Source organism: Roseburia sp. AF22-2LB, from assembly GCF_003461125.1.
GTDB lineage: Bacteria > Bacillota > Clostridia > Lachnospirales > Lachnospiraceae > Roseburia_C > Roseburia_C amylophila.
Map to the genome: position 1 here is coordinate 62,266 of NZ_QTWM01000002.1, position 24,551 is coordinate 86,816.

Below are 24,551 nucleotides of genomic sequence, written 5' to 3' on the forward strand. Positions count from 1 at the left end.
ATTTTAACCCGGAGGTACGCATCATGTCCGTCTACAAAGTTGAAATCTGCGGCGTAAATACCGCAAAGCTTCCAATCCTAAAGGAAGAAGAAAAGGCTGCTCTATTTGCCAGAATCAAACAGGGGGATATGACTGCAAGGGAAACATATATCAAAGGGAATCTTCGTCTGGTCTTAAGTGTGATTAAACGTTTTTCCGGAAATCAGGAAAATATTGATGACCTCTTTCAGATTGGATGTATCGGACTGATTAAGTCCATTGACAATTTTGATGATACACTGGGGGTAAAATTTTCCACCTATGCCGTTCCTATGATTATTGGCGAAATCCGCCGCTATCTGCGGGATAACAACAGCATCCGTGTCAGCCGTTCCCTGCGGGATACTGCCTATAAAGCCATTCATGCCAAAGAAATCCTGATGAAAAATTCCATGCAGGAGCCTACTTTACAGGAAATTGCAAAAGAAGCCGGACTTACCAAAGAGGAAATCGTCTATGCCCTAGATGCCATTCAAAGTCCGGTCAGTCTTTATGACCCGGTCTATACGGATGGTGGTGATACACTCTATGTGATGGATCAGATTAGTGATAAAAAGAATAAAGAAGATAACTGGGTGGAAGGGCTTGCCCTTTCCGATGCAATGAACCGGCTCAACGACAGAGAAAATCATATCGTTAAGCTACGGTTCTTTGAAGGCAAAACCCAGATGGAGATTGCTGATGAGATTCATATTTCCCAGGCTCAGGTCAGCCGTCTGGAAAAAACTGCTCTTAAGACTATGAAAAATTATCTTGCCCTGCATACCTGAGCTCTGATTTTTGGTGCAATTAAAATTGCCAGTGCCATTTTTACCAGGTCACCAGGAATAAAAGGAATTACACCAGCCCATAATGCTGCCATCATGTCCATCTTTGCTTCATAAGCAAGCCATGCTGTTCCTAACGCATAGCAGACAATCGTTCCAATAATCATTGCCAGCAGACATAAAAGCCATTTCTCAGTATATTTATCAATTACAATACCGGCAATGATTGCCATTGGAATAAATCCGATTAAATATCCACCGGTTGGGCCAAAAAGTTTCGCCGGTCCTGCGGTAAATCCTGAAAATACCGGTACACCAACCAGTCCAATCAGAAGGTAAATGACGTAGCTTAACGTTCCAAGCTTCCAACCCAGTAAATACAATGAGAAGTAAATAACCAGATTGGTAAGGGAAATTGGTACCGGACCAATTGGCAATGAAAATGGTGCCAGGATACAGGTCAGTGCTGTCATGATTGCTACCAGTGCCATCTGCTGTGTTGTTATTTTTCTTTTTTCCATAATAATGCTCCTATCATTGTGTTTTTTTCAGGCGATTATGAAAGGAAATACCCTATCATTCACTAAAATTTCAGCTATTCAAAGGACATATCTTTTAAGCCACCAGATGCCGCAATTCTAAACAGCATGTTTTCCTTTTTGCTATGAAAACAGTCTTTCCAATGTTTGACAAGATAGCGGCACTGTCCGTTGAAGGTACGGATGCATTAGAATGACTGTTAGGGGCACTTGGAATTTCGTCTGTCACCCGGCAACGCTGGCACAGGGATGTGCCAGCGAGGCGCATCTGAACATGGATGTGAATATGCGCCGGTTGCCAGACGAATCCATATATGTTCCGAAATTCTTAGTGCCCCTTGCAGACGTTCGGCTGCATCCGTATTCAACGGACAGTGCCGCTATCTAAGTCAAAGCAACGGAAAGACAGTCTGCATTCAAGGAAAACATGCCGCTAAGAATTGCTGACATCTGGTGCCGTATAAAATATAGTCCTTTGAATATCTGAATATTTTATTGGTAATATTGGTATTTCTTTTCACAATCGCCTAAAAATACCCTATAGATTTTATCCATAGGGTATTATATGGTATTCTGGCTTATATTGTCAACCTATATTTGTAAAAGGTTAACATTCCGTTTTTACGGTGCAGATTTATTTCTGTTTTTACGCTTCGTTTGATACCTTCACCAGCTCCGCTAACTTCCCTGCTGCTTTTCCACTGTCGATTGCTTCTTTTGCAAGGGTGATTCCATCTTCAATGGTGGATGCTGCTCCACCAACATACAGGGTTGCACCGGCATTCAGTAATACGATGTCACGTTTTGCGCCTTTTTCTTCTCCGGAGAGAATTTTCTTTGTGATAACGGCGTTTTCTGTTCCATCACCACCACACAGTTCTTCTAAGGAAGCACGTTTTAAACCAAACTGCTCCGGTGTTATGGTAAATGTATTTACTTTCCCGTCCTTGATTTCAGATATTACGGTCTCGGTTGTGGTTGTGATTTCATCCATATTGTCTTTGCCGCTTACTACAAAGGCACGTTCAACGCCAAGCCTGCTCATGGCAAGGGCAATTTTTTCTGTCAGGGCTGCATCATAGACACCTACCACCATATTTTTTGCTCTGGAAGGATTGGCAAGAGGTCCTAAAATATTGAACACAGTACGCACACCCATTTCCTTTCTTGCCTGGCCTACATATTTCATGGATTTGTTAAAGAGCTGTGCAAACATAAATCCGATTCCGGCTTTCTCCACGCAGGCTTCTACTTTTGCAGGCTCTGCCATAATATTTACGCCCAGTGCCTCTAATACATCACCGGCTCCGCTCTTTGAAGAAATGGAACGATTGCCATGCTTTGCTACCGGGAGTCCGGCTGCTGCAACGACAAATGCAGAAGTGGTAGACACATTAAAAGTATAAGTACAGTCTCCACCGGTTCCAACCAGATCCACATAATTAGAAACCTTCGGTGAAATAGTATCTGCCTTATCCCGGAGTACTCCTGCAAACCCGGTTAATTCATCTAAGGTCTCACCTTTCATACGAAGTCCCATTAAAAAAGCACCAATCTGAGCCTGGGATGCTTCCCCGCTTAATAAGATTTCCATTGCTGCTTTTGCCTGTTCTTCTGTTAAATCTTTTCCTTCTGCAACCAGTTCAATATATTCTTTCATCGCAAATTCCTCCTTTACTGATTCAGTTCTTTTTTAAATGTGCCACAATAAGTTTCGATTGCCTGTAAATCATAATTATTTTCTTCCATCAGCTTGATGAAATGTGAGCCTACAATTGCTCCGTCGATAATATTTTTCATCGGTGCAACATCCTCTGCAGTGCGGATACCAAATCCCATCATGACAGGAATTTTTGATACCGCTTTCACACTGCCAAGATAATCTATTACACTCTTATGGAAGGTTGCTTTCTGTCCGGTTACACCCATGGAAGATACGCAGTAAACAAATCCTCTTGCATCCTTTAAAATCTCAGGGATTCTGTCTTTCGAAACCGGAGATACCAGTTGGATAAGAATCGGTGCATTTTCCTTCTGTAAAAATTCCTTTATCTCATCCTGTTCCTCTAATGGCAGATCCGGAATAATCAGTCCGTCTACTCCACTTTCGATACATGCATCCACAAAGGCTTCCACACCATAGTGAAGTATGGTATTGTAATACATCATAAATACGATTGGAATCTCAATTTTTGCACTGCGAAGCTTTTTCATGGCTTCTAATACTTTCTTTAAATTCACACCTTTTAAGATGGCATGATAGGAAGCATCCTGAATAACCGGACCGTCTGCTACCGGGTCTGAAAATGGAATTCCAAGCTCGATGATGTCTGTCCCCGCCTGCTCCTGTGTGCGGATAATCTCCTGCATTTTATCAAAGTCCGGCATTCCTGCTGTCATATATGTAATAAATGCTTTTTTGTTCTGTTCTTTTAACTGTGCTAATTTTTCTTCGATTCTGTTCATGCTGCACCTCCTAGTTTAAATAACCCTTTCCTGCAAGATAATCTGCAATTGTATTTACATCCTTGTCGCCTCTTCCGGAAAGGCAAACCACCATAATATCATCCGGCTTCATTTTCTTCGCCTGCTTCTTTGCATATGCCACTGCATGGGCACTTTCGATTGCCGGTATGATACCCTCTAATTTACAAAGCTCCATTAATGCATCCATAGCTTCATCATCCTTGATTGCAACATATTCTGCTCTGCCGCTGTCCTTAAGATAGGCATGCTCCGGTCCAACCCCCGGATAATCCAGTCCTGCGGAAATGGAATGGGCAAGCTGCACATTTCCATCCTCATCCTGTAATAAATAGGAACGCATACCATGTAATACGCCAGGCTCGCCCAATGCCATGGCACTGGCATGCTCCCCTGTCTCAATTCCCTTTCCGGCAGCTTCTACACCAATCAGTTTTACATCCTTTTCTTCAATAAAATCTGCAAACATTCCGATAGAATTAGAACCTCCGCCAACACATGCCATAACCACATCCGGCAGTCTTCCTTCCTGCTCTAAAATCTGTTTCTTTGCTTCTTTGCTGATGACGCTCTGGAAATATTTTACCATCTTCGGATAAGGATAGGGTCCTACTGCAGAACCGATAACATAGAAGGTATCTTCTGCTGTTTTTGCCCAGGTACGGATTGCTTCATTGGTAGCATCCTTTAAAGTATTGCTTCCGGAAGTAACCGGTACTACTTTGGCACCAAGCATTTCCATACGCATTACGTTAAGCGCCTGACGTTTCATATCCTCTGCACCCATATATACGGTACATTCCATATTAAAAAGAGCTGCTCCGGTTGCAGTTGCCACGCCATGCTGTCCTGCTCCGGTCTCTGCGATTACTTTGGTCTTTCCCATTCTCTTAGCCAGAAGAATCTGACCGATTACATTGTTAATCTTGTGGGCTCCGGTATGGTTTAAATCTTCTCTCTTTAAATATATCTTTGTTCCGTATGCTTCACTTAAGCGGCTTGCAAAGTAAAGCGGTGTCTCTCTGCCTACATATTGTTTCAGATAATAGTCCACTTCCTTTAAAAATTCTTCATCTTTTGTATACTTTTCAAAAGTATCATCCAACTCTTTTAAAGTATTCATCAATGATTCTGCTACATACTGTCCACCAAATGCTCCATAATAACTCTTCTTATTCATGTTCTCTCACCTTTCTTACAAATGCTTCTACTTTTTTATAATCTTTTCCATGTTCTCCTTCTACCGAAGAACTGACATCTACTACATCAGGTTCAAATAACCGGATACCTTCTTCTACATTTTCACTGCTTAAGCCGCCGGCTAAAATAAATGGTATCCTTCTTTCCTGCCATTCCCTTCTTTTTTTCATCGGAAAATCCTGCCAGGAAAAAGTCTTTCCACTGCCATATTCCGGTGCGTCTAATAAAATGCCGGAAGTACCATCCGGAACATTTATTTCTTCTGCTTCTTTCCTGCTTCGCACCTGATATGCTACCCAGACCGGAATTTTAAGATTTTCAGGGAATTCCTGCATCTTATGAATCTGCAGAATATCAAAACCTGCTTCTATGATTTCATCTATCAAATCCAGTGCCGGATTTACAGTAACTGCCACAGTTTTAATAGAAGGCTTCAAATGTTTCTTAATTTCTTTTGCCTGCTCTATCGAAACGTTTCGTTTGCTTTTTTCAAAGAATACAAAGCCTGCATAATCTACCTGCATCCGGTTCAGCACTTCTGTCTCAGATTCTCTTGTGATGCCACAAATCTTAATCTTTGTCATGCCATTTCTCCTTACTTTGCGGCTTCCTTATAAACCTGTTTCCAGTGGGCTGCCAGTGCCTTGGGATTTTCATGTTCCATAAATGCTCTTCCGATTAAGAATCCGCTGACACCGCAATCTGCAAGATATGCCACATCATCATCTCTTACAATTCCGCTTTCTGCGATTAAGAGTTTATCCTTTGGCACCATCTTAGAAAGTGTTTTGGTTCGTTCCAGCGAAATGGTAAAATCTTTAAGATTACGGTTGTTGATTCCAATGATGTCTGCATCCAGCTTCAATGCCCGTTCCATTTCCCATTCATCATGGGTTTCCACCAGTACATCTAACTTTAATTCCTTTGCAAGCTGATAAAAGTCATACATTTCCTTGTCATCTAAGATTGCTGCTATCAGTAATACCGCATCTGCATCAATGGCTTTTGCTTCATAAAACTGATATTCTTCAATCATGAAATCTTTCCGTAACATTGGAAGCGGAGTCAGATTTCTTACTTTCCGGAAATAATCAGTATTTCCAAGGAAATGCTTCTCTTCTGTCAGGCAGGATACCGCATCCACAGAAGCGGTATAATCTTCCATCCGCTCTTCCAATGTAATCCTGCTTTCTATCTTTCCAAGGCTTGGAGATGCATTTTTAAATTCTCCGATAATGGAAAGTCCATCTTTGGCAAGATTCTGATAAAAGCTTCTTACCTTTTCTTTCTTTGCTGCTTCTTCCCTTAACTTCTCTTCTGCCAAAGTCCGCATCACGGTCAGATCTGTTTTCTGCTTATCCCGAAATAGCTGCTCTCTTTTATCTGCAACAATTTCATCTAATATCATGTTCTATATCCTCCCATTCAAGAAATTCTCTATCATACGCTTTCCATGCTGTGTATAAATGGATTCCGGATGGAACTGTAATCCAGCTACCGGATAATCTTTATGGCGCATTGCCATGATTTCTCCATCCTCTGTCTCCGCCGTTACCACAAGGCACTCTGGAAGACTATCTTTCTGAACAGCCAGGGAATGATATCTTGCCACCTGAATCGGGCTTTCAATTCCCTGAAAGATTCCTGTGCCGTCATGGACAATCAGGGACTGTTTTCCATGATATAATTCCTGTGCATAGCTCACTACGCCGCCAAAGGCTTCCCCGATACACTGATGTCCTAAGCAGATGCCAAGGATTGGAATTGTCTTATAAAATTCCTTCACCACATCCATACAGATGCCGGCATCCTTCGGTGCTTTTGGTCCCGGAGAAAGAATGATGCGTTCCGGGTTTATGGTGCGGATTTCTTCTATTGTAATCTTGTCATTCCGTTTTACGATAATGTCCTTCGTAAAAGTTCCTATATACTGATACAGGTTATAGGTAAATGAATCGTAGTTATCAATCAGCAGTATCATAAGTTCTCCTCCTCAACCAAAGTCTTTGCCAATGCCATTACTTTATTGCAGCATTCATAATATTCATTTTCCGGTACGGAATCTGCTACGATTCCGGCTCCTGCCTGAAGGTATACCTCATTTCCTTTCTTTACCATGGTCCGGATTGTAATACAGAAATCCATGTCTCCACCGAAATCAATATATCCGGTTGCTCCACCATATAAGCCTCTTCGTACACTTTCTAATTCATCAATGATTTCCATGGCTCGAATCTTTGGTGCTCCGCTTAAGGTTCCTGCCGGAAGGAAGGATGCCACCAAATCTAATGGATGGGATTCTCCTTTCTTGCGTCCCTCTACCTGGGAAACAATATGCATTACATGGGAATAATTCTGTACTTCCATAAACTGTGTTACCTTTACGGTTCCAAATTCACTGATTCTTCCCATATCATTTCTTGCAAGGTCTACTAACATAACATGTTCTGCCCGCTCTTTTTCATCGGAAAGTAGTTCATCCCGTAGCCGTTTGTCTTCTGCTTCATCTTTTCCTCTCTTCCGGGTTCCTGCAATCGGACAGGTGAACACTTTATTTCCCTGCTTCTTTACAATCATCTCCGGTGAACTTCCGATTACTTCAAAGGTTCCATAATTAAAATAATAAAGATATGGAGAAGGATTTAATTCTCTTAATTCCTTATATAATTCAAAACCGGTCTGTCTGGTTTCAATCGTCCAGCGCTGTGACAATACGGTCTGGAACACATGGCCTTCTCTGATATAATGTTTGATTTTCTCTACCTTTTTGCCATATTCTTCGATACTGTCTGACTTCTTAATAATTTTTCCATCGTGGTAGAAGTTCCGTTTGCATTCCTTCTTCTCCATGGCTTTCTTTATCATCTGTCCTGCCTTTTCCATTGCCTGCTCTCTTCCTTCTTCCGAAGGCTCTTCTAATACTACAGCAGTCAGTGTTTCTGCTACATGGTCTACCATAAGGAAAGAAGTCATCAACATCATCTGTATGGTTTCGATTCCGATTTCATCCGGGTTATTGTCCGGAAGCACTTCAGAATATCTTACGAAATCATATCCAAGATTTCCAACCAGTCCACCGAAGAAGGACAGCTCCTCATCTTCTTTTTCGATATGAAATTCACTGTAATATTCTTTCAGACGCTCCAGCGGATTTCCTTCTCTTACTTTCTCTGTGCCATCTGCTTTTGTAATCACCAGTGCATTTCCTCTTGATGTTACAATTTCTTCCGGCTCCATGCCAAAGAAAGTATAGCGGTCATAATTCTTATCGTAACTTTCTAACAGGAAGCCTTTTTTATCTCCTACCAGACTTTCGTACATGTCTGTTGATTTTTCATTGACAATGCTCACTGTTTTTTTGAATACTTTTCTGTTTCTTACCATAATCATCCTCCTATAAACCGGCTTTATAAATGCTGCTCGTGCAAAGAAAAAGTCCCTGACCGGAAAATGTTCTTTTCCAGTCAGGGACGCTTATCGCGTGGTGCCACCCATCTTCGCTATGTCTGCTTTTTACCTGTAAGTAACTAAAAAAGCGGATATTTTCAATCAGAAAATATCCGCCACTAATTCAAACATAACCTCTTGGATACAGAAGTCTCCTTCGATATCCTCGTCCCTGTAACGTGGGAAAACGGCATCCGCTACTATTGTTCACTTTGCATCTGACAAATCCATTCCGAATAAACTATCTTACCGGCTTCCACCAACGCCGGCTCTCTGTAAAGAAATCATTTACCGTACTACTTTTGCTCACTGATTTTATTTATTCAGTTCATTAATTGAGCATAGTTTATCACTGTAAAGTGATGATGTCAATGTATTTTTATAAATGTTTTGATTTTTTTCTGCAAAAAAAGCAAAAAAAGAAAAACATTGTCAAGCTGACTTTAATATGATACCTTAATAGAGTACAACCATTCACGTAATATATGAAAAGGAGAAAGTTATGTATAATTTAAATGGAGAAAATGTAAACGACAATCCAAATGGTTTTTCCGGAAATGAACCTGCCGGAACTCCAAACCCAGACAACAATGCTCAGATGAACTATGGTCAGCCGACTCCTGAGCAGCAGGCATTCAACCCGACCGATTATAATCCAAACAGCTTTAATCAGAACGCTTATAATCAGTCGGCTTACAATCAGCCAGATTACGGACAGCAGGCATTTAACAATGGAAGCACCTATAATGGAAACAGCTACAATGCAGCACCTTCCTACAATATCAACGGTGATGCGCCGAAAAAATCCTGTGTTTTTGGTGTCCTTGGTCTGATTCTTGGTATCGCAGCTTTACCTTTCGGATGGTTTGTTCCAATTATCGGAATCATTCTTGGTATTGCTGCTATCATTCTTTCCATTCTTGGAATGGGTAAGAACCGTGACCTTCGTGGTGCAGCAATTGCCGGATTAATCATTTCCATTCTGGCAACCATCTTTTCTATCGGTGTTATTGTATATGCAGTTATCAATGTTTCTAAAACCTTAAGCAATGCTGGAAAAGAACTTTTTGACAACAGTGGTATCACATCTGATCTTGATGACTTTGATTTTGATTCCGATTCAGATGATAGTGATGACTATGATGACAGTGATTACAGCTATGGCGATGACAAAGAAGTTCCTTTAGATAATGTTGTATTATACTCAGCTAATGATGTTACCATTACAGCTACCAGTATTGTATACAGCTACTATGATGATTCTGTAATTCCGGAAATTAAAGTTACTGTTGAAAACAATACTTCTAACGACCTTGGAATCAATGTTGATTATTGTGCAATCAATGGTGTAACCATGTATGGTTATATTTCAGGTGACGTCGCTGCCGGCAAAAAAAGCAACGAAGAACTTAGCATTTCTACTGATGATTTCACTTTAACCGGTTTTGACAGCATTGATAATATTAAACTTCAGGTAAGCTTCTATGATTCTGATACTTATGATACTTTGATTGATGATGGTGTTGTACAGGATATCAATCTTTCCGATTCCTATACCCCATTCTCTATTTCCTCTGTTCCGGGTGCAGTTGCATTAGATTCCTCTAATGGCATCAATGCATATTATGTCGGCACAACAACCGGTTGGGATGATACACTTGTATTTGTATTCTATATTGAGAACACTACAGATAAAACCTGTGTTGCTGAATCCGATGATTTCTCAATCAATGACTTTATGCAGGATGATTACGGATATGGATATCTTCTTCCTGGAACCGGTACCTTTATGTCAATTGAAGCAAATGATGATATTACATCTATTGATGATGTAACCAATGCTTCTATTAAATTTGAAGTACGTGATTATGATTCTTATGAGACATTCTATTCCTCTGATGAATTAACATTTATCTCAAATAACTAAGGAATTTTAAAATAATACAAATCATCATAAAAGGACCTGCCACTTATCATAAGTGACAGGTCCCTTTTCATCGCTGTGAACACCTTTTCCGAAATGCACTTCAGCTTAAATATTCTTCCTGGCTTTACAGATTCTCCTGTAAGAATGCACTTAATTTTTCAATTGCTGCATCTTCATCTTCACCTTCAGCACGAAGTGTGATTTCTGCACCTTTCTTAGCACCCAGCCCCATAACGCCAAGGATTCTCTTTGCATCTACTTTCTTACCATCCTTTTCAATGGTAATTGCACTTGCAAATCCTGCAGCTTCCTTTACCAGTAATCCTGCCGGTCTTGCATGGATTCCCTGCTCATCTGTGATTGTGTAAGTAAATTCCTTCATGTTCTTCCTCCTAAAAAGTTATATTTTTTCCCGTTTTTTATACCATAGTTTTAATTTGCAAGTATGTTGACTCGCTTATGCTCACTATTCGTGAGTACATCACTTATTATATCATACAATCTTCTTTTTTAACAATCCCAAAAGCAGACAAGATACTGCTGAACCTGCAATCAATGATAAAAGATACCAGATTGCATTACCCATTACTAAGAATACGAAGATTCCACCATGTGGTGCCATCAGTGTACAGTTAAATGCCATAGACATTGCTCCTGCAATTGCAGAACCTACCACACAGGCTGGAATCACGCGCAGCGGATCCGCTGCTGCAAACGGTATTGCACCTTCTGTAATAAAGGATAATCCCATAATAAAGTTTGTCGGTCCGGCTTTTCTTTCTTCTGCTGTAAATTTATTTTTGAAAAATAAGGTTCCAAGTGCAATGGCAATTGGTGGTACCATACCTCCAATCATAACGGCTGCCATAATATTATAGTTTCCAGCGGCAATGGATGCAGTTCCAAATACATATGCTGCCTTATTTAAAGGACCACCCATATCCACAGCCATCATTCCAGCTACCAATGCTCCCAGTAATACCGAGCTTACACCATTCATATGTGCCAGTCCTGTATTAATTGCAATATTCAAAGCTCCGACCGGTGGTTCGATGATAAAGGTCATCAATGCACCTATTAACAATACACCAAGCAGCGGATACAGTAGAACCGGTTTCAATCCATCCAGGCCTTTTGGCAGTTTGTCAAAGATTTTCTTTAATAACTGGATGATAAGACCTGCGGCAAATCCGGCTACTAAGGCTCCAAGGAAACCTGATTTTCCATTTGCTGCAATTGCTCCTCCAACGAAACCTACTACCAGTCCCGGACGGTCTGCAATACTCATGGCAATATAGCCAGCCAGTACAGGAAGCATAAAGCCAAATGCCAGTCCTCCAATGGACTTAAAGAATGCTGCTGCCGGAAGAATTGTACCAAAATTAGCACGCTCATCCGTAGGAAGTGATGCAAGGTCTACACCAAAGCTGTCGATTAAAAATGCAATGGCAATCATAATACCACCACCGACAACAAACGGAAGCATATGGGAAACACCATTCATCAGATGCTTGTAAACTTTGTGTCCAAAACTTTCTCCGCCCATGCTTTCACTTTCTGATGCTTCGCCGCTGCCTTTATAAATTGGTGCATCCTTTGCCATAGCGCGCTGTATTAATTTATCTGCTTTACTGATTCCATCGGAAACCTGACAGATGATAACCGGTTTTCCGGCAAAACGATCCATCGGGACTTTGGTATCGGCTGCTACAATAATACAATCTGCCTCTTCAATTTCTTTTGCAGTAAGCACATTTTTTGCTCCGCCGGAGCCTCTTGTTTCCACCTTAATAAAGCAACCTAATTCTGCTGCCTTCTTTTCCAGACTTTCTGCTGCCATGTATGTATGGGCAATTCCAGTCGGACATCCGGTTACTGCAAGAATCTTTTTCTGATTTTCTTCCGGTTCCTTTATTTCTGTTTCCTTCTGTTCTTCCTTTTCTTCCTTCTCAGACTCTGCTTCATCAATGACTTTTAAGAATTCTTCAACCGAAGTAGCCTGTTTTAATCCGTTGGTGAAATTCTCATCCATCAGAAGAACAGACAGACGGCTTAATACGTCAAGATGTACATTATCTTCTGTATCCGGTGCTGCAATTAAGAAGATTAAATGAACCTTCTCTCCATCTAAGGCATCAAAATCTACCCCATTCTTTAATACCATTGCACTTAATCCCGGTTTCTTTACGGCTGCTGATTTGCAATGAGGAATTGCAATGCCCTCTCCAATTCCTGTGGTACTCTCTTCCTCTCTTGCAAAGACTCCTTTCCGGTAAGTCTCTTCATCTGCTATTTTTCCACTCTTTACCATCAGGGAAACCATCTGGTTTAATACATCTTCCTTTCCGGTTGCTGAACCATTCAACTGAATGCTTTCCGGTGCCAGCAAATCTCTGATTCTCATATACCTTCCTCCTTTTTCTTAAAATGAAAATGCATGATTCTTTAATAATTGTTCTACTTCTTCTTTCGTTGCAAGTTCTTCTGAAAATGCACTGGCGCTTCCGGTACAGACTCCCATCTTAAACGCCTGCGCATAATCCTTATTCTTTAAATATCCTGCCAGGAAACCTGCCACCATGGAGTCTCCTGCTCCTACGGAATTCTTTACTTTACCCTTCGGAGCTTCGCTCTCAAAAGCTTTTCCCTCTTCTGTCAAAAGCACAGCCCCGTCACCTGCCATGGAAACAAGTACATTTCTTGCACCCTGCTCCTGCAGCTTCGCTGCGTATTTCTTTACATCCTCTTTGCTGCTGATTGTCACACCAAATAACTGTCCTAATTCATGATTATTCGGTTTAATCAGGAATGGATGAAGCGGAAGTACATTTGCCAGAAGTTCTCTGGTTGCATCTACAGCAATCATGACATCCTTTCCTTCCAGGTATTTCATGATATCCATATATATGGACTGCGGCATAATATCCGGTATACTTCCTGCCAGTACCAGCACATCTCCGGTTTTTAAGGTATCTAATTTAGCATAAAGCTTCCCGATATCTGTGCTGCGGATCATCGGCCCCTGGCCATTGATTTCTGTTTCTTCTGTGGACCGAAGCTTCACATTAATTCTGGATATTCCTTCCTCTACCTGAATGAAATCGGTATTTACACCTTCTTCATCCAGACGCTTGCTAATTTCTTCTCCGGTAAAGCCAGCTAAAAAGCCCCATGCGGTACTCTTTAATCCCAGATGATTCAGTACGATGGATACGTTGATTCCCTTTCCTCCCGGGAACATTTTCTCCTGTTCCGTCCGATTTACCTGACCGGTTTTGAAGGTTTTTACATCCACCACATAATCCAGTGACGGATTAAAAGTTACGGTATAAATCATTCTTCCACCTCCTTTATATTTTTATACTTCCGATAAGACTCCAAGGTAAGACCTGTTGTAATCACATCTGCTGAAGCAAATGGTGCAAATGTCACACTGGATATCTGTGCAAATTTACTCTTATCTCCCAGGATATAACACTGTCTGCAATTTGCCATTGCTTTCTTCTTTACCATAGCCTCTTTCACATCCGGTGTGGTATATCCTTTTTCTACATTAATTCCATTGGTTCCGAAGAAACCTTTTGTAAAGTTATATTTATCCAAGGACTCCACTGCCTCAGCACCTACCACAGCTTCTGTGGATGCCTTGAACTCTCCGCCGATGATATAAACCTCACATCCCAGTTCAGAGAGCCGTTTTGCATGGGCTACTGCGTTGGTTACCACACAAGATGGCTTCACATCCATAAAATCAATCATGCAGTCTGTTGTAGTTCCTGCATCCAGATAAATAAAATCATCTGCTGTAATTAAGGATGCTGCATACTTCGCTATGACTGCCTTCTCATCACGATGCATGTTTCTTCGAAGTGGCACATCATCATCCTGTGTATGAAAAACTGTTCCTCTTAAAATTGCACCGCCATGAACCTTCAAAAGCTTTCCATTTTCGTCTAAAGTATTCAAATCTCTTCGTACTGTTGACTCGGAAGCATCGAAAAGCTGCATCAGCTCAGTTACTTTAACACTGCCCTGTTCTTCCAGCAGGGAAAGGATTTTTCCGTATCTTTCCTCTGTCAGCATATCATCCCTCCCATTCCTATTTTCTTCCTTCTATGGTTTTATTATACGTTCAAAATCCGTCATAGTCAATCATATTCCGTCATTTTCATTCACAAAAATCCATTTCACAATTTGTGCAAAATATACAAAACAGGATACACCTTGGTACATCCTCGCGGAGCGTTTTTTACGTTACAGGAAAGCAATTTCCTGTAACGTAAAAAAGAAGCCTGCAAAAGCATCACCTTTTACAGACCTCTTCTCGCCTTTTTAAACCGTTTTGCGGTTTTAATTCTTATTATCTTTTAGAAGCTTCGGATTTTCTCGTTCTCTTCTCCGGTATTTTCAATTTTACGGATTATAACATCATAACTGTAATCGTCATTTACCTTCACACTGACACGGTCTCCTACCTTATGACCAAGCACTGCTTTCCCCATAGGAGATTCAATACTGATTAATCCTTTCAGCGAATTTCCACGCATGGTAGTCACCAATTTGAAGGATTCTTCCATGTCATCTTCTTCAATATAAACCGTCACCGTATTATTGATACCTGCCTCGTCTTCCTTAGAGTCATCTGACACCACGACTGCAGTACGAATCATGCGCTCTAAATAACGAATTCTGCTTTCGTTTTTATTCTTATCTTTCTTGGCAGCATAATACTCGAAGTTTTCACTTAAGTCACCCTGTTCTCTTGCTTCCTGTACAGCACGGATTGCATTCTTTCGTACCACTAATTTCCGATATTCAATTTCTTCTTCCATCTTCTTGATATCACTTTGTGTTAATTCGTTATGCATACCGTCACCTTTTCATTCTAACAGCTTACGCTAATGCAGCTGTAATAATTGCCATGGAATATACTTCTGATGCATTACATCCACGGGATAAGTCATTGATTGGTGCATTTAATCCAAGAAGAATCGGACCATATGCATCAAAGTTACCAAGACGCTGCGCAATCTTATATCCAATATTTCCTGCATTGATATCCGGGAAAATAAATGTATTTGCATGTCCTGCCACTTTGGATTCCGGACATTTGGTACGTGCAACTCTTGGAGATACGGCTGCATCAAACTGAAGCTCTCCCTCGATTGGAAGCTCCGGATATTTTTCTCTTGTCTTGTTTGCAGCATTACGCATCTTATCTACATCCTCGCCCTTTCCGGAGCCTAATGTAGAATAGCTTAAGAATGCCACCTTTGGATCTACACCGAATATCTTTGCACACTCTGCTGCTTCTCCGGCAATTTCAACCAGTTCATCTTCTGTCGGATGAATGTTGATTGCACAGTCAGCCATTGCCAGTACTTCATTCTCGCCGGTTGCAGAAGGACGTACCAGAATAAAGCAGGATGATACAATGCTGTTACCCGGTTTTGTCTTAATTAACTGTAATGCTGGACGAACAGTATCTGCTGTAGAATAGGTTGCTCCACCTAACAGTGCATCAGCATATCCCATTTTTACTAACATGGTTCCGAAATAATTAGCCTGTGAAAGAATTCCTTTTGCCTGCTCCGGTGTTACGCCTTTGCTCTTTCTTAAATCACAGAACATGGTAACCATTTCATCAAATTTTTCAAAATGTAATGGATCGATAATTTTGGCTCCACGAATATTAAATCCGCTCTCCTCTGCTGCTTTCTGAATCTCAGCCTCATTTCCAACCAGAATCGGGCTTAAGAAATTACTTGCCAGCAGGCGGGATGCTGCCTCTAAAATTCTTGGGTCATTTCCCTCTGTAAACACAATTTTCTTTGGGCTTTTCTTTAAAATATCAATCAGTTGACCAAAACCAAACATATCTTTCTCTCCTCTTTTTCTATGTATTATTTTAACTGCATATTATTGTACCCTCTTTTAAATAAAAATCAAGTTTTGAATTCAGTACAATTTCTCAAGAGTGCATTTTCTTCTATTACAAATATGCATCTCTGTTCAGGCAAAAATGATTCTTCCGGAAAGAAAGCCGTCCCTCATCTCTTAATTTTCCAAGCTCCGTTGACATCGCACTCCGTTCCACAGAAAGATAATCTGCTAACTGCTGTCTGGAAAATGGAATATCAAACTCTGATGTTCCATGCTTCTGTGCCTCTGCTGACAGATAGGACAATAACTTTTCCCTGGTATTGCGTTTTCCCATATGGGTTAATTTTTCATTAAAGCGAAGATTCTTTTCTGCCATATTCTCTAATAAATTCCGAAGCAGAACCAGCTTCCAGCCTTCCGTTTCTCCATCTGCATCCAATATATTCTGAACGTTCAGCCACAGCACATCTGCCGCCTCTTCTGCAATCACATTTACATTAATATTCCGCCTCTGCATACAGGCAAAGGTCTCTGCAAAAACATCCCCTGGACCTATCTTTGCAACCAGATTCCGGTTTCCCCAGAAATCCTCCTGCACAATCAAAAGTCCGCCAGAAACCAGCAGCCCCATTTCTTTTACCTGCTCTCCGCAGTGCAGAATATAATTTTCTTTATCATAAGTCATCTCATGGGCATCTAATCCCTTTAAGACTTTCTCCTCTTCTGTTTCCTCAATTCCTTCAAAAAAAGGTGAATTTTTCATTTCTGCAGGAAATTTTTTCATTTTATAACCTCCGTTGTTTTTCCAACCGATTATTTATTGCTATTATAGTATACTGACCATACAAAATCAACGAGGAGGAATCTAAAATGATTCGTAAAATAATTCATATTGATAAAGAAAAATGCAATGGATGCGGTTTATGTGCATCCGCCTGCCACGAAGGTGCCATCGGCATGGTCGATGGAAAAGCCCAGCTTTTAAGAGAGGATTACTGCGATGGGTTAGGTGACTGTCTTCCGGCATGTCCTACCGGTGCTATTACCTTTGTACAGAGGGAAGCCGCAGCTTATGACGAAGCCGCTGTAAAAGAGCACTTAAAGAACCGTGAAGCGGCTTCGGTAAAACCTGCAGTTTCAGCCAATCACGCAGCTCCGGTTTTCAGCGGATGTCCGGGCAGCCGGATGCGCTCCATGCAGCGTAAAAACACGGAAAATACTTCTGCAGGCTCTAATACCGCATCCGGTACTGCATCCAACGCAGTCACAGCAGGAAACGCACCGGAAAGCCAGCTTACCCAGTGGCCGGTTCAGATTAAATTAGCACCTACAAATGCTCCGTATTTTGACAATGCAAGACTGCTGATTGTTGCAGACTGTACAGCTTTTGCCTATGGCAATTTCCATGAAAAATTCATAAAAAACCACATCACCCTGATTGGATGTCCCAAACTGGATGATGTGGATTACAGTGAAAAGCTTACTGAAATTATCCGTAATAACAATATCAGAGATATCAGTATTGTGCGCATGGAGGTTCCGTGCTGCGGCGGCATTGTAATGGCTGTCCAGAATGCCTTAAAGCAAAGCGGGAAAATGATTCCATGGCAGGTTGTTACCATCTCTGTTGATGGCAAGATTATGGAATAAATTTCCAGATTAAATTGCTTCCACAAATCTTACTTTTCTAATTCTAAGACAACGGTTTCACAGCTGTCTAATGTAATTGTTCCATTTAAGGCTGCCTCAGCATTGATTGCTTCCTGGCGGCCTTCATTGGTTAACAATACCTTGGCAATTCTTTTCTCTAATGTGATGGTATGCTCTTCTGTTCCAAAGTTTGCAAGAATCAAAAGCTTCTGACCGCTTTCTTCATTTACCCGTTCAAAAGCAAATATGTCATCTGCATTTTCATACTTTGGTTTAAAAATACCATAAGTGAAAGTATCTTTGTATTCTTTTGCCTTACGCAGTGCAATTAATTTCCTATAATAAGCCAATACAGAATCTGCCTTATGTTCCTGGGCTGCTACATTGATTTCCATGTAATTCGGATTCATGGCAAGCCATGGAGTTCCATCGGTAAATCCGCCATTTTTTCCATCGGACCACTGCATTGGTGTTCTGGCATTATCACGGCTGTTCTCATAACAGCATTTCAGTGCTTCTTCTTCACTGAGTCCTGCACGCAACGCCTCCTGATACTGGTCGATGGTGCTGATGTCATCATATTCTGAAATATCATTTCGTTTGCAGTTGGTCATCCCGATTTCCTGTCCCTGATAGATAAATGGAATTCCACGCAAAAGAACGGATACGGTTCCAAGCATCTTCTTTCCTGCATCATTTCTGGCATGCTCCGGCAGATAATGAGTTGCTCCTCTTGGTTCATCATGATTTTCAATAATGTTTGCCTTAAAGCATTTTCCCTGTAATTCCTGCTGGGAATCGAAAATTACTTTCCGCCATTCCTCAAAACGTAATGGTTTCTGGTCGTACCAGCCATGCTCACCAAAAGTAAGCACATGGGCGCTGAAATCAAACATCGTAGAGAAATGTCCATCCTCTCCGATAAATTCCAAGAGTTCATCTTCCTTCATATTAAAGACTTCTCCTACTGTAAAGGCATCATACTTTTCAAAAGTCTCATGTTTTAATTCTTCGAGAAAATCTCCTACTCCATTTACCTCTTCTACCATCCTGATGCAGGTTACAAGTCCGTCCGGTCCATCCGGCTCAAAGGACGGGAAGTTAATATCTTTCTTGATATTGATAATTGCATCTATACGGAATCCTGCCACGCCTTTGTCTAACCACCAGTTCACCATTTCATAGATTTTCTGACGTACTACCGGATTCTCCCAGTTTAAATCCGGCTGCTCTTTGGCGAACATATGAAGATAGTATTTATCACTGTTTGGCACCTTCTCCCAGGTACTTCCGCCAAAATAGGAACGGTAATTACTTGGAGCCTTGCCATCTTTTCCTTTCACAAAATAGAAATAATCTGCATACTCTCCATCCGGGTCTGCCAGTGCTTTCCGGAACCACTCATGCTGGTCGGAGCAATGATTTACCACCAGATCCATTACGATATACATATCACGTTTCTTTGCTTCCGCAAGCAGCTCATCAAACTCTTCCATGGTTCCGAATTCTTCAGCAATATTATAATAATCTGAAATATCATATCCCTGGTCTACAAATGGGGATTTATAAATCGGTGAAAGCCATACGATATCGATACCCAGTTCCTTTAAATAATCCAGTCTGGATATGATTCCTCTCAAATCACCGATTCCATCTCCGTTGCTGTCCTGAAAGCTCTTTGGATAAATCTGATATGCCACCTTGTCATGCCACCATTTTTTCTTCATGTTCTCATCCTCCATATTTCCATTATTCCTGTATTTACACTTCGTTCTTTGTATGATACTGTTATTATATACGAAGTTTTAGGAAGTTTCTTCCGTGATATTTGCGTTTTTATTGCACAATCCTGCTCTTTTATGTAAAACAAAATAAACGATATGATTATGGATTTCAGATGCAGACGGTGGAAGGTAGGTTATAGGATACAAAATAGCAGCATTTCTTAGATACATTTTTTCTTGATTATAAACTGTCTTTCCGCTTGCTTTGACGAGGATATCTGCACCGTCTGTCGAGTGTGGATGCTGCATAAAGATAGTAAGGCGCACTAAGAATTTCAGTATTAATATTATTTTATCTGCCAACCGGCGCAAATTCACATCCATGTTCATATGCGCCTCGCCGGCACGTCCCTGTGCCAGCGTTGGCTATTGCTGTATGAAATTCTAAGTGCGCCTAACAATCCTTATCATGCATCCATACTTCGGCGAACGGTACAGATATCTTGTCAAACATTGGAAAGACTGTTTTTATCATAGAAAGAAAAAATGTATTTTAGAAATGCACTGTTTTGCATCAGACCTACCTTCCATCGTCTGCATCCAAAATTCCATTTCTTTCATTTTGTTTGTATAAAAAATCAGGATAAATGCTGTTTAAATAAGCAACATTAAAAGGAGATTCCCATGAAAGATAAAAAACAACTCCCTCTGGAACAAAAAGAAAAGGCCGTTCATGGCGAACGAATTTTTCCATTAAAGAAATATCTTACTACGTTGCAGGAACGGTATCCCATTGTTACGCCACACTGGCATGAAGAGGCTGAATTTACCCTGATTACCAGCGGTGTCTGTACGTATCAGGTTGACCTTGAAAGCTTTCAGGCTATGCCTGGAGATTTCGTTTTCATTCCTCCTCTGGCTCTGCATTCCATTGCCATATTACCTGCCGGGCATATGCATTCGGAAACATATGTCTTTCACCTTGATTTCCTTGGTGCATCCTCTGCAGATATCTGTGCCATGCGATATCTGATGCCCCTTGCCAAGCAGCAGCTGATTCCCCCTTTTCATATAGTAAAAGAGCACCCGGTCTACCCGGATGCCCTCGCATTGTTCTATGAAATCAGCAGCTGTTATTCCGCTGCCCAGCCGGGATATGAACTAATGTTAAAATCCCTGCTGTTAAAGCTTCTTACCCTTCTACTTCCGTACTGCAGCAAAAGTTCTGAGCAGCCACAGCTTCAAAGCGAACATACCCAGAAGATTAAGGGTGTCTTAGAATATATCGGATTACATTATACCGAAAATATTTCTATTGAAAGCCTGGCATCCTCCTGCTATTTCAGCGAATACCATTTCATGCGCTTTTTTAAGAAATATGTCGGAATGTCATGCTTAGATTATATCAAGAGCCTGCGCCTGCAAAAGGCTGCCGACCTCTTAGAACAGCAGGAGCTTTCCATTACAGATGCCGCCATGACTGCCGGTTTCAGCAGCCTTTCCTACTTCTACCGGGAATTTAAAAAACGCTATGGCATGACACCACGCCAGTTTATCCATTCCCTTCCGGAACGTCAGCATACGAATCGTACCTCTACTCCAGGCAGTCCTTTTTCTCCACTTTGATTTCCCAGTGGATTAAGAAAGTCAGGTCTGCCCGGAGTGCAATATATAGGGGTTCTTTTCCATATTGTATCCTGCCTTTTATTAATTATCCACGAAAATCTACATTCCAGCCAACCTGTTTTTCCTGTGGTGTAAATACATAATCGCTCATGCTGTCATATAACATATCCTGGATTTTCTTTTCCAGTTCTTCCAACGAACCAGCAGTAACCGTTACAAGCTCTTCACTCTTACCAGTTTTATCCGTGCTGTCAGTCCTGTCCGATTTCTTAACGGAAGATGTATCTTCATCCTCCTTATTCATTCGTTTCTCATAAGCTTCCTTCTGAGCTTTCTTACGTTCTGCACGGTTTTCTTCCTGTTTCTTTTCGATACGTTTCTTCTGAAGAGATAAAGACTTATCTACAACTGCAAAAAATGATGCATTGCCGCCATCATTTACCTGAATGCCATATGCCTTCACACCACTCTGTCCATTAGCAAACCGACTCTGCATGGTTGCAAGCTGACTGGATGCATTGGCTATGATTCCCTCGTACTGTTTCCGGTAAGACTCATCTTCTGCCATCCGCTCAATCTTCTCTTCATCAATCAGGACCACCATTTTGTTGGCATTGGCATACTGTCCTGCATTGGCTTTTGCTGTCTCTTTCATATCCTTGGATACCAGAATGAAATCCATCGTGCTAAATTTCTTTTTCAGCTTCTCATAATACTCTTTCGCCTTATCCGAAAGCTTTGGCTCTCCAATGGTTTTTCCGGAGACTTTGCTGCTCTTTTCCGATTCCGTATAACCAGAAACGTTTTCTGCCACCTGATTTACTGCGTTTGTGTTCATAAAAATTCCTCCTTGAAAATATCTATAAGCAAATCCTTTTGCTTAAAACAATCTGTTCCATTCTTTATATCGGAAGAATCTCTCATTTTCTTAAGCGGTTCCTATAGTGCAAAATAGCCTAAAACAATGGCTCCAAGAATAATCCGGTACCAGCCAAATACTTTAAAATCGTGTTTTTTGATATAGCCCATCAGAAAACGAATGACTACTACAGATACCGCAAATGCTACCACGCAACCTAAGCCTAAGACACAAAGTTCCTGAGCAGAAAACGCAAAGCCGAACTTAATAAGTTTGATCAGGCTCCAGCCAAACATAACCGGCACAGCCAGGAAAAATGTAAACTCTGCTGCAGCCACACGGGATACTCCGATTAAAAGTGCTCCGATAATGGTTGCACCGGAACGGGAGGTTCCCGGAATAATTGCAAGTACCTGAAAAAGTCCGATAAAAAATGCTGTCTGATAAGTAATATCATTTAAGCTTTCCACCCTTACTTTCCGCTTTTTATTCCAGTTTTCAATCAGAATAAACGCAAAACCATAGAAAATCAATGCAGCAGCAATCACAAGCGGTGTATGAAAATGTGCATCCACATAATCATCAAACAAAAGCGTTACCACAGCTCCCGGTATGCAGGCAGCTACAACCTTAAACCATAAAGAAAAAATATCTTTCCGGATGACCGGCTGTGTCTTGTCTTTAAACTGAAACGGGAACATTTTCTTCCAGAACAAAAGCACTACCGCAAGAATAGCTCCCAACTGTATCACCACGAAAAACATCTCTTTGAATGAATCTGTCATATCAAGCCTGATAAATTCATCCACTAAAAGCATATGTCCTGTGCTGCTGATTGGAAGCCATTCTGTAATTCCTTCTACAATTCCAAGAAAAATAACCTTCAGCATTTCTACAAAATCCAATAACATTTCGTTGTCCTCTTTTCCTATTATTTCCGATTCCTCATTTTAACATACTATGCCGATAATATATATATTATTTTTCTTAAGATATTCTGTTTACTTGCGGAATGCTGAAAATAATCCCTTCTTCTCATATGGTTCTTTTGTTACTTCTAACGCATCATATCCACTGTTTTTAATCACTTCTTTGATTTTTTTCTCTGGAATATCGGTATCGGTAATAATTACGGTCTCTTTTTTACTGTGGGATGAAGTTACTTTCTTTACCGGAAATGCTGCCCGCACTGCATCATTTACATGTGCCTCACACATTCCACACTGCATACCATCTACTTTTACTGTTATTTTCTGCATAAATCCTTCCTCCTTCATTTCATTCCATCACATTATAATCTCTTTTTTTCTAAAAAAATATAGGATTAACGATATTTTTTCTCACTAATTTTTCGCTCTTCCTTTTCTGAAAAAATTATTGTAAAATACTTTACTGGGATTAAATTTTAAAAAGAAAGGATTTTATATATGAAAAAACCATTCCGTCTTCTTCTATGTCTTGCGCTGCTTTTTGTGAGTGGATGCAGTGGTTATCAGAAAACCATCCGCTTTGGTGCCGCTGACATAGGTGGAATCTACTATACCTTTGCCAATACCTTTACCGGGCTTGCCTCCTCGGAGGATGATACCTATCAGTTTGAAGTTAAGACAACCGCAGGCTCTGCTGCCAATCTAAGGCTGCTCTCCGGTGGATATATCGAACTTGGATTAGCCCAGTCTGACCTGATTGCCTCCGCCTATGAAGGCAGTGGAATTTTTGAGGGAGAGCCTTGTCAGGGATATTCCGCTATTGCCGGGCTTTATACGGAAGCCTGTCAGATTGTCGTCCGTGCAGACTCCAATATTCAGACGCTGGATGATTTACAGGGCAAAATCGTCAGCATCGGTGCGGAGGATTCCGGTACTGAACAGAACGCTAACCAGATTCTGACCATGAGCGGACTTACCACTGAGCTGGTGAAAACAGTAAACCTCGATTATACCGATGCTGCTGACCAGCTTATCAATGGAAAAATCGATGCATTTTTCTGTACTGCCGGTATCCAGACAACTGTAATCGAAGAATTAGCCAAAGAATGTGATATCCGTCTTTTGGATATTGATGAGAAATGCAGGAATAAATTGCTGTCTGCTTATCCATCCTATAGTGAATATACCATTCCTGCCAATACTTACACCGGACAGACGGAAGATATCCATACCCTTGGTGTCAAAGCGGTTCTCCTTGCTTCCGACAAGCTCTCTTCCGATACGGTAGAGCACTTGACGGAATGGCTTTTTTCCCATGCGAAGGATTTACAGTATGCAACTTCTTTAAACCTGCAATTAGATGAAACTTATGCTACTGATGGCATACCGATTCCATTCCATCCGGGTGCTGTTGCCTATTATGAGAAACAGGGCATTACGCTTTCTTCCGAAAGCAATACACCAAACTAGAAAGGAA

Annotated in this window: 26 protein-coding genes and 1 other annotated feature; of the genes, 6 read left to right on the forward strand and 20 right to left on the reverse strand. The window is 41.0% G+C overall.

What is annotated here, in order from left to right; genetic code table 11:
* Positions 1-23 precede the first annotated feature (23 nt).
* The gene (gene sigG / locus DWX96_RS02920; protein WP_022242606.1) at positions 24-809 is read left to right on the forward strand and encodes an RNA polymerase sporulation sigma factor SigG; all 786 of its coding nucleotides are present in this window, start codon (positions 24-26) and stop codon (positions 807-809) included.
* Here sigG and DWX96_RS02925 read toward each other — a convergent pair.
* Complete coding sequence (locus tag DWX96_RS02925) at positions 788-1,327, reverse strand: biotin transporter BioY (protein WP_117840983.1); 540 nt, start codon at positions 1,325-1,327, stop codon at positions 788-790. The two genes, sigG and DWX96_RS02925, sit on opposite strands and share 22 nt — an antisense overlap.
* 211 nt (positions 1,328-1,538) lie before the next feature.
* On the opposite strand from DWX96_RS02925, the gene DWX96_RS14170 reads away from it, so the two are divergent.
* On the forward strand, positions 1,539-1,733 hold the full coding sequence (locus tag DWX96_RS14170) for a hypothetical protein (RefSeq protein WP_147337963.1): 195 nt from the start codon (positions 1,539-1,541) through the stop codon (positions 1,731-1,733).
* Between the two features lie 258 nt (positions 1,734-1,991).
* Here the strand turns inward: DWX96_RS14170 and trpD are convergent, their stop codons facing one another.
* From trpD to trpE, 7 genes are read right to left on the reverse strand one after another with little or no spacing between them, the layout of a single operon-like run.
* Positions 1,992-3,005, reverse strand: coding sequence for an anthranilate phosphoribosyltransferase (trpD, locus tag DWX96_RS02930; RefSeq protein WP_118056750.1), 1,014 nt, complete (start codon positions 3,003-3,005; stop codon positions 1,992-1,994).
* Between the two features lie 14 nt (positions 3,006-3,019).
* Positions 3,020-3,811 (reverse strand): tryptophan synthase subunit alpha, encoded by a 792-nt coding sequence (gene trpA / locus DWX96_RS02935; RefSeq protein ID WP_118056751.1) that lies wholly within the window; start codon positions 3,809-3,811, stop codon positions 3,020-3,022.
* Positions 3,812-3,821: 10 nt separating this feature from the next.
* Positions 3,822-5,009, reverse strand: a complete 1,188-nt coding sequence (trpB, locus tag DWX96_RS02940) for a tryptophan synthase subunit beta (protein ID WP_118056752.1) — start codon at positions 5,007-5,009, stop codon at positions 3,822-3,824.
* The gene (locus tag DWX96_RS02945) at positions 5,002-5,613 is read right to left on the reverse strand and encodes a phosphoribosylanthranilate isomerase (RefSeq protein ID WP_118056753.1); all 612 of its coding nucleotides are present in this window, start codon (positions 5,611-5,613) and stop codon (positions 5,002-5,004) included. The genes trpB and DWX96_RS02945 overlap by 8 nt, the downstream gene beginning before the upstream one ends.
* Positions 5,614-5,624: 11 nt before the next feature.
* Positions 5,625-6,437, reverse strand: coding sequence for an indole-3-glycerol phosphate synthase TrpC (gene trpC, locus DWX96_RS02950; protein WP_118056754.1), 813 nt, complete (start codon positions 6,435-6,437; stop codon positions 5,625-5,627).
* Between the two features lie 3 nt (positions 6,438-6,440).
* Positions 6,441-7,010: an anthranilate synthase component II gene (locus DWX96_RS02955; protein WP_118056755.1), complete on the reverse strand. Its 570-nt coding sequence runs from the start codon at positions 7,008-7,010 to the stop codon at positions 6,441-6,443.
* On the reverse strand, positions 7,007-8,413 hold the full coding sequence (gene trpE / locus DWX96_RS02960) for an anthranilate synthase component I (protein ID WP_118056756.1): 1,407 nt from the start codon (positions 8,411-8,413) through the stop codon (positions 7,007-7,009). Before trpE ends, DWX96_RS02955 begins: the two co-directional genes overlap by 4 nt.
* A gap of 79 nt (positions 8,414-8,492) precedes the next feature.
* Positions 8,493-8,795: a binding site (T-box leader), on the reverse strand.
* Positions 8,796-8,978: 183 nt separating this feature from the next.
* On the opposite strand from trpE, the gene DWX96_RS02965 reads away from it, so the two are divergent.
* The gene (locus tag DWX96_RS02965) at positions 8,979-10,403 is read left to right on the forward strand and encodes a hypothetical protein (protein ID WP_118056757.1); all 1,425 of its coding nucleotides are present in this window, start codon (positions 8,979-8,981) and stop codon (positions 10,401-10,403) included.
* A gap of 124 nt (positions 10,404-10,527) precedes the next feature.
* Here DWX96_RS02965 and DWX96_RS02970 read toward each other — a convergent pair whose 3' ends face one another.
* The 7 genes from DWX96_RS02970 to DWX96_RS03000 all read right to left on the reverse strand — a co-directional run bounded on the left by DWX96_RS02970 (position 10,528) and on the right by DWX96_RS03000 (position 17,070).
* Complete coding sequence (locus DWX96_RS02970) at positions 10,528-10,785, reverse strand: HPr family phosphocarrier protein (RefSeq protein ID WP_117697112.1); 258 nt, start codon at positions 10,783-10,785, stop codon at positions 10,528-10,530.
* 111 nt (positions 10,786-10,896) lie between these two features.
* A complete protein-coding gene (locus tag DWX96_RS02975) occupies positions 10,897-12,807 on the reverse strand; it encodes a PTS fructose transporter subunit IIABC (RefSeq protein ID WP_118056758.1) in 1,911 nt (636 codons plus the stop codon).
* Positions 12,808-12,825: 18 nt separating this feature from the next.
* On the reverse strand, positions 12,826-13,740 hold the full coding sequence (gene pfkB / locus DWX96_RS02980) for a 1-phosphofructokinase (RefSeq protein ID WP_118056759.1): 915 nt from the start codon (positions 13,738-13,740) through the stop codon (positions 12,826-12,828).
* Positions 13,737-14,486, reverse strand: coding sequence for a DeoR/GlpR family DNA-binding transcription regulator (locus tag DWX96_RS02985; protein ID WP_118056760.1), 750 nt, complete (start codon positions 14,484-14,486; stop codon positions 13,737-13,739). The genes pfkB and DWX96_RS02985 overlap by 4 nt, the downstream gene beginning before the upstream one ends.
* Positions 14,487-14,770: 284 nt before the next feature.
* Positions 14,771-15,271 (reverse strand): GreA/GreB family elongation factor, encoded by a 501-nt coding sequence (locus tag DWX96_RS02990; RefSeq protein ID WP_022242620.1) that lies wholly within the window; start codon positions 15,269-15,271, stop codon positions 14,771-14,773.
* Between the two features lie 25 nt (positions 15,272-15,296).
* Positions 15,297-16,280 carry a phosphate acetyltransferase gene (pta, locus tag DWX96_RS02995; protein WP_117697104.1) on the reverse strand — a complete coding sequence of 328 codons (984 nt, stop codon included), beginning with the start codon at positions 16,278-16,280 and terminating at the stop codon, positions 15,297-15,299.
* Positions 16,281-16,395: 115 nt separating this feature from the next.
* Positions 16,396-17,070: a Crp/Fnr family transcriptional regulator gene (locus DWX96_RS03000; RefSeq protein ID WP_118056761.1), complete on the reverse strand. Its 675-nt coding sequence runs from the start codon at positions 17,068-17,070 to the stop codon at positions 16,396-16,398.
* An 86-nt stretch (positions 17,071-17,156) separates the two neighbouring features.
* Between DWX96_RS03000 and DWX96_RS03005 the strand changes: the two genes are divergently transcribed.
* Positions 17,157-17,936 carry an ATP-binding protein gene (locus DWX96_RS03005; RefSeq protein WP_118056762.1) on the forward strand — a complete coding sequence of 260 codons (780 nt, stop codon included), beginning with the start codon at positions 17,157-17,159 and terminating at the stop codon, positions 17,934-17,936.
* Positions 17,937-17,965: 29 nt separating this feature from the next.
* Here DWX96_RS03005 and DWX96_RS03010 read toward each other — a convergent pair whose 3' ends face one another.
* Both DWX96_RS03010 and DWX96_RS03015 read right to left on the reverse strand, forming a co-directional pair.
* Complete coding sequence (locus DWX96_RS03010; RefSeq protein ID WP_118056763.1) at positions 17,966-19,663, reverse strand: alpha-glucosidase; 1,698 nt, start codon at positions 19,661-19,663, stop codon at positions 17,966-17,968.
* Between the two features lie 78 nt (positions 19,664-19,741).
* Entirely contained in the window at positions 19,742-20,044 is a 303-nt protein-coding gene (locus DWX96_RS03015; protein WP_117840969.1) for a hypothetical protein, read from the reverse strand.
* Between the two features lie 300 nt (positions 20,045-20,344).
* On the opposite strand from DWX96_RS03015, the gene DWX96_RS03020 reads away from it, so the two are divergent.
* Positions 20,345-21,286, forward strand: a complete 942-nt coding sequence (locus tag DWX96_RS03020; RefSeq protein ID WP_117840968.1) for an AraC family transcriptional regulator — start codon at positions 20,345-20,347, stop codon at positions 21,284-21,286.
* Between the two features lie 85 nt (positions 21,287-21,371).
* On the opposite strand, the gene DWX96_RS03025 is transcribed toward DWX96_RS03020, so the two are convergent.
* The 3 genes from DWX96_RS03025 to DWX96_RS03035 form a co-directional block, all read right to left on the reverse strand.
* Positions 21,372-22,124: a DUF6033 family protein gene (locus DWX96_RS03025; RefSeq protein WP_118056764.1), complete on the reverse strand. Its 753-nt coding sequence runs from the start codon at positions 22,122-22,124 to the stop codon at positions 21,372-21,374.
* A 101-nt stretch (positions 22,125-22,225) separates the two neighbouring features.
* Positions 22,226-23,056 (reverse strand): undecaprenyl-diphosphate phosphatase, encoded by an 831-nt coding sequence (locus DWX96_RS03030; RefSeq protein WP_117946872.1) that lies wholly within the window; start codon positions 23,054-23,056, stop codon positions 22,226-22,228.
* A gap of 90 nt (positions 23,057-23,146) precedes the next feature.
* Entirely contained in the window at positions 23,147-23,404 is a 258-nt protein-coding gene (locus tag DWX96_RS03035) for a heavy-metal-associated domain-containing protein (RefSeq protein WP_118056765.1), read from the reverse strand.
* 168 nt (positions 23,405-23,572) lie between these two features.
* Here DWX96_RS03035 and DWX96_RS03040 point away from each other — a divergent pair, with 168 nt between their 5' ends.
* On the forward strand, positions 23,573-24,544 hold the full coding sequence (locus DWX96_RS03040) for a TAXI family TRAP transporter solute-binding subunit (protein ID WP_118056766.1): 972 nt from the start codon (positions 23,573-23,575) through the stop codon (positions 24,542-24,544).
* Positions 24,545-24,551: the final 7 nt, after the last annotated feature.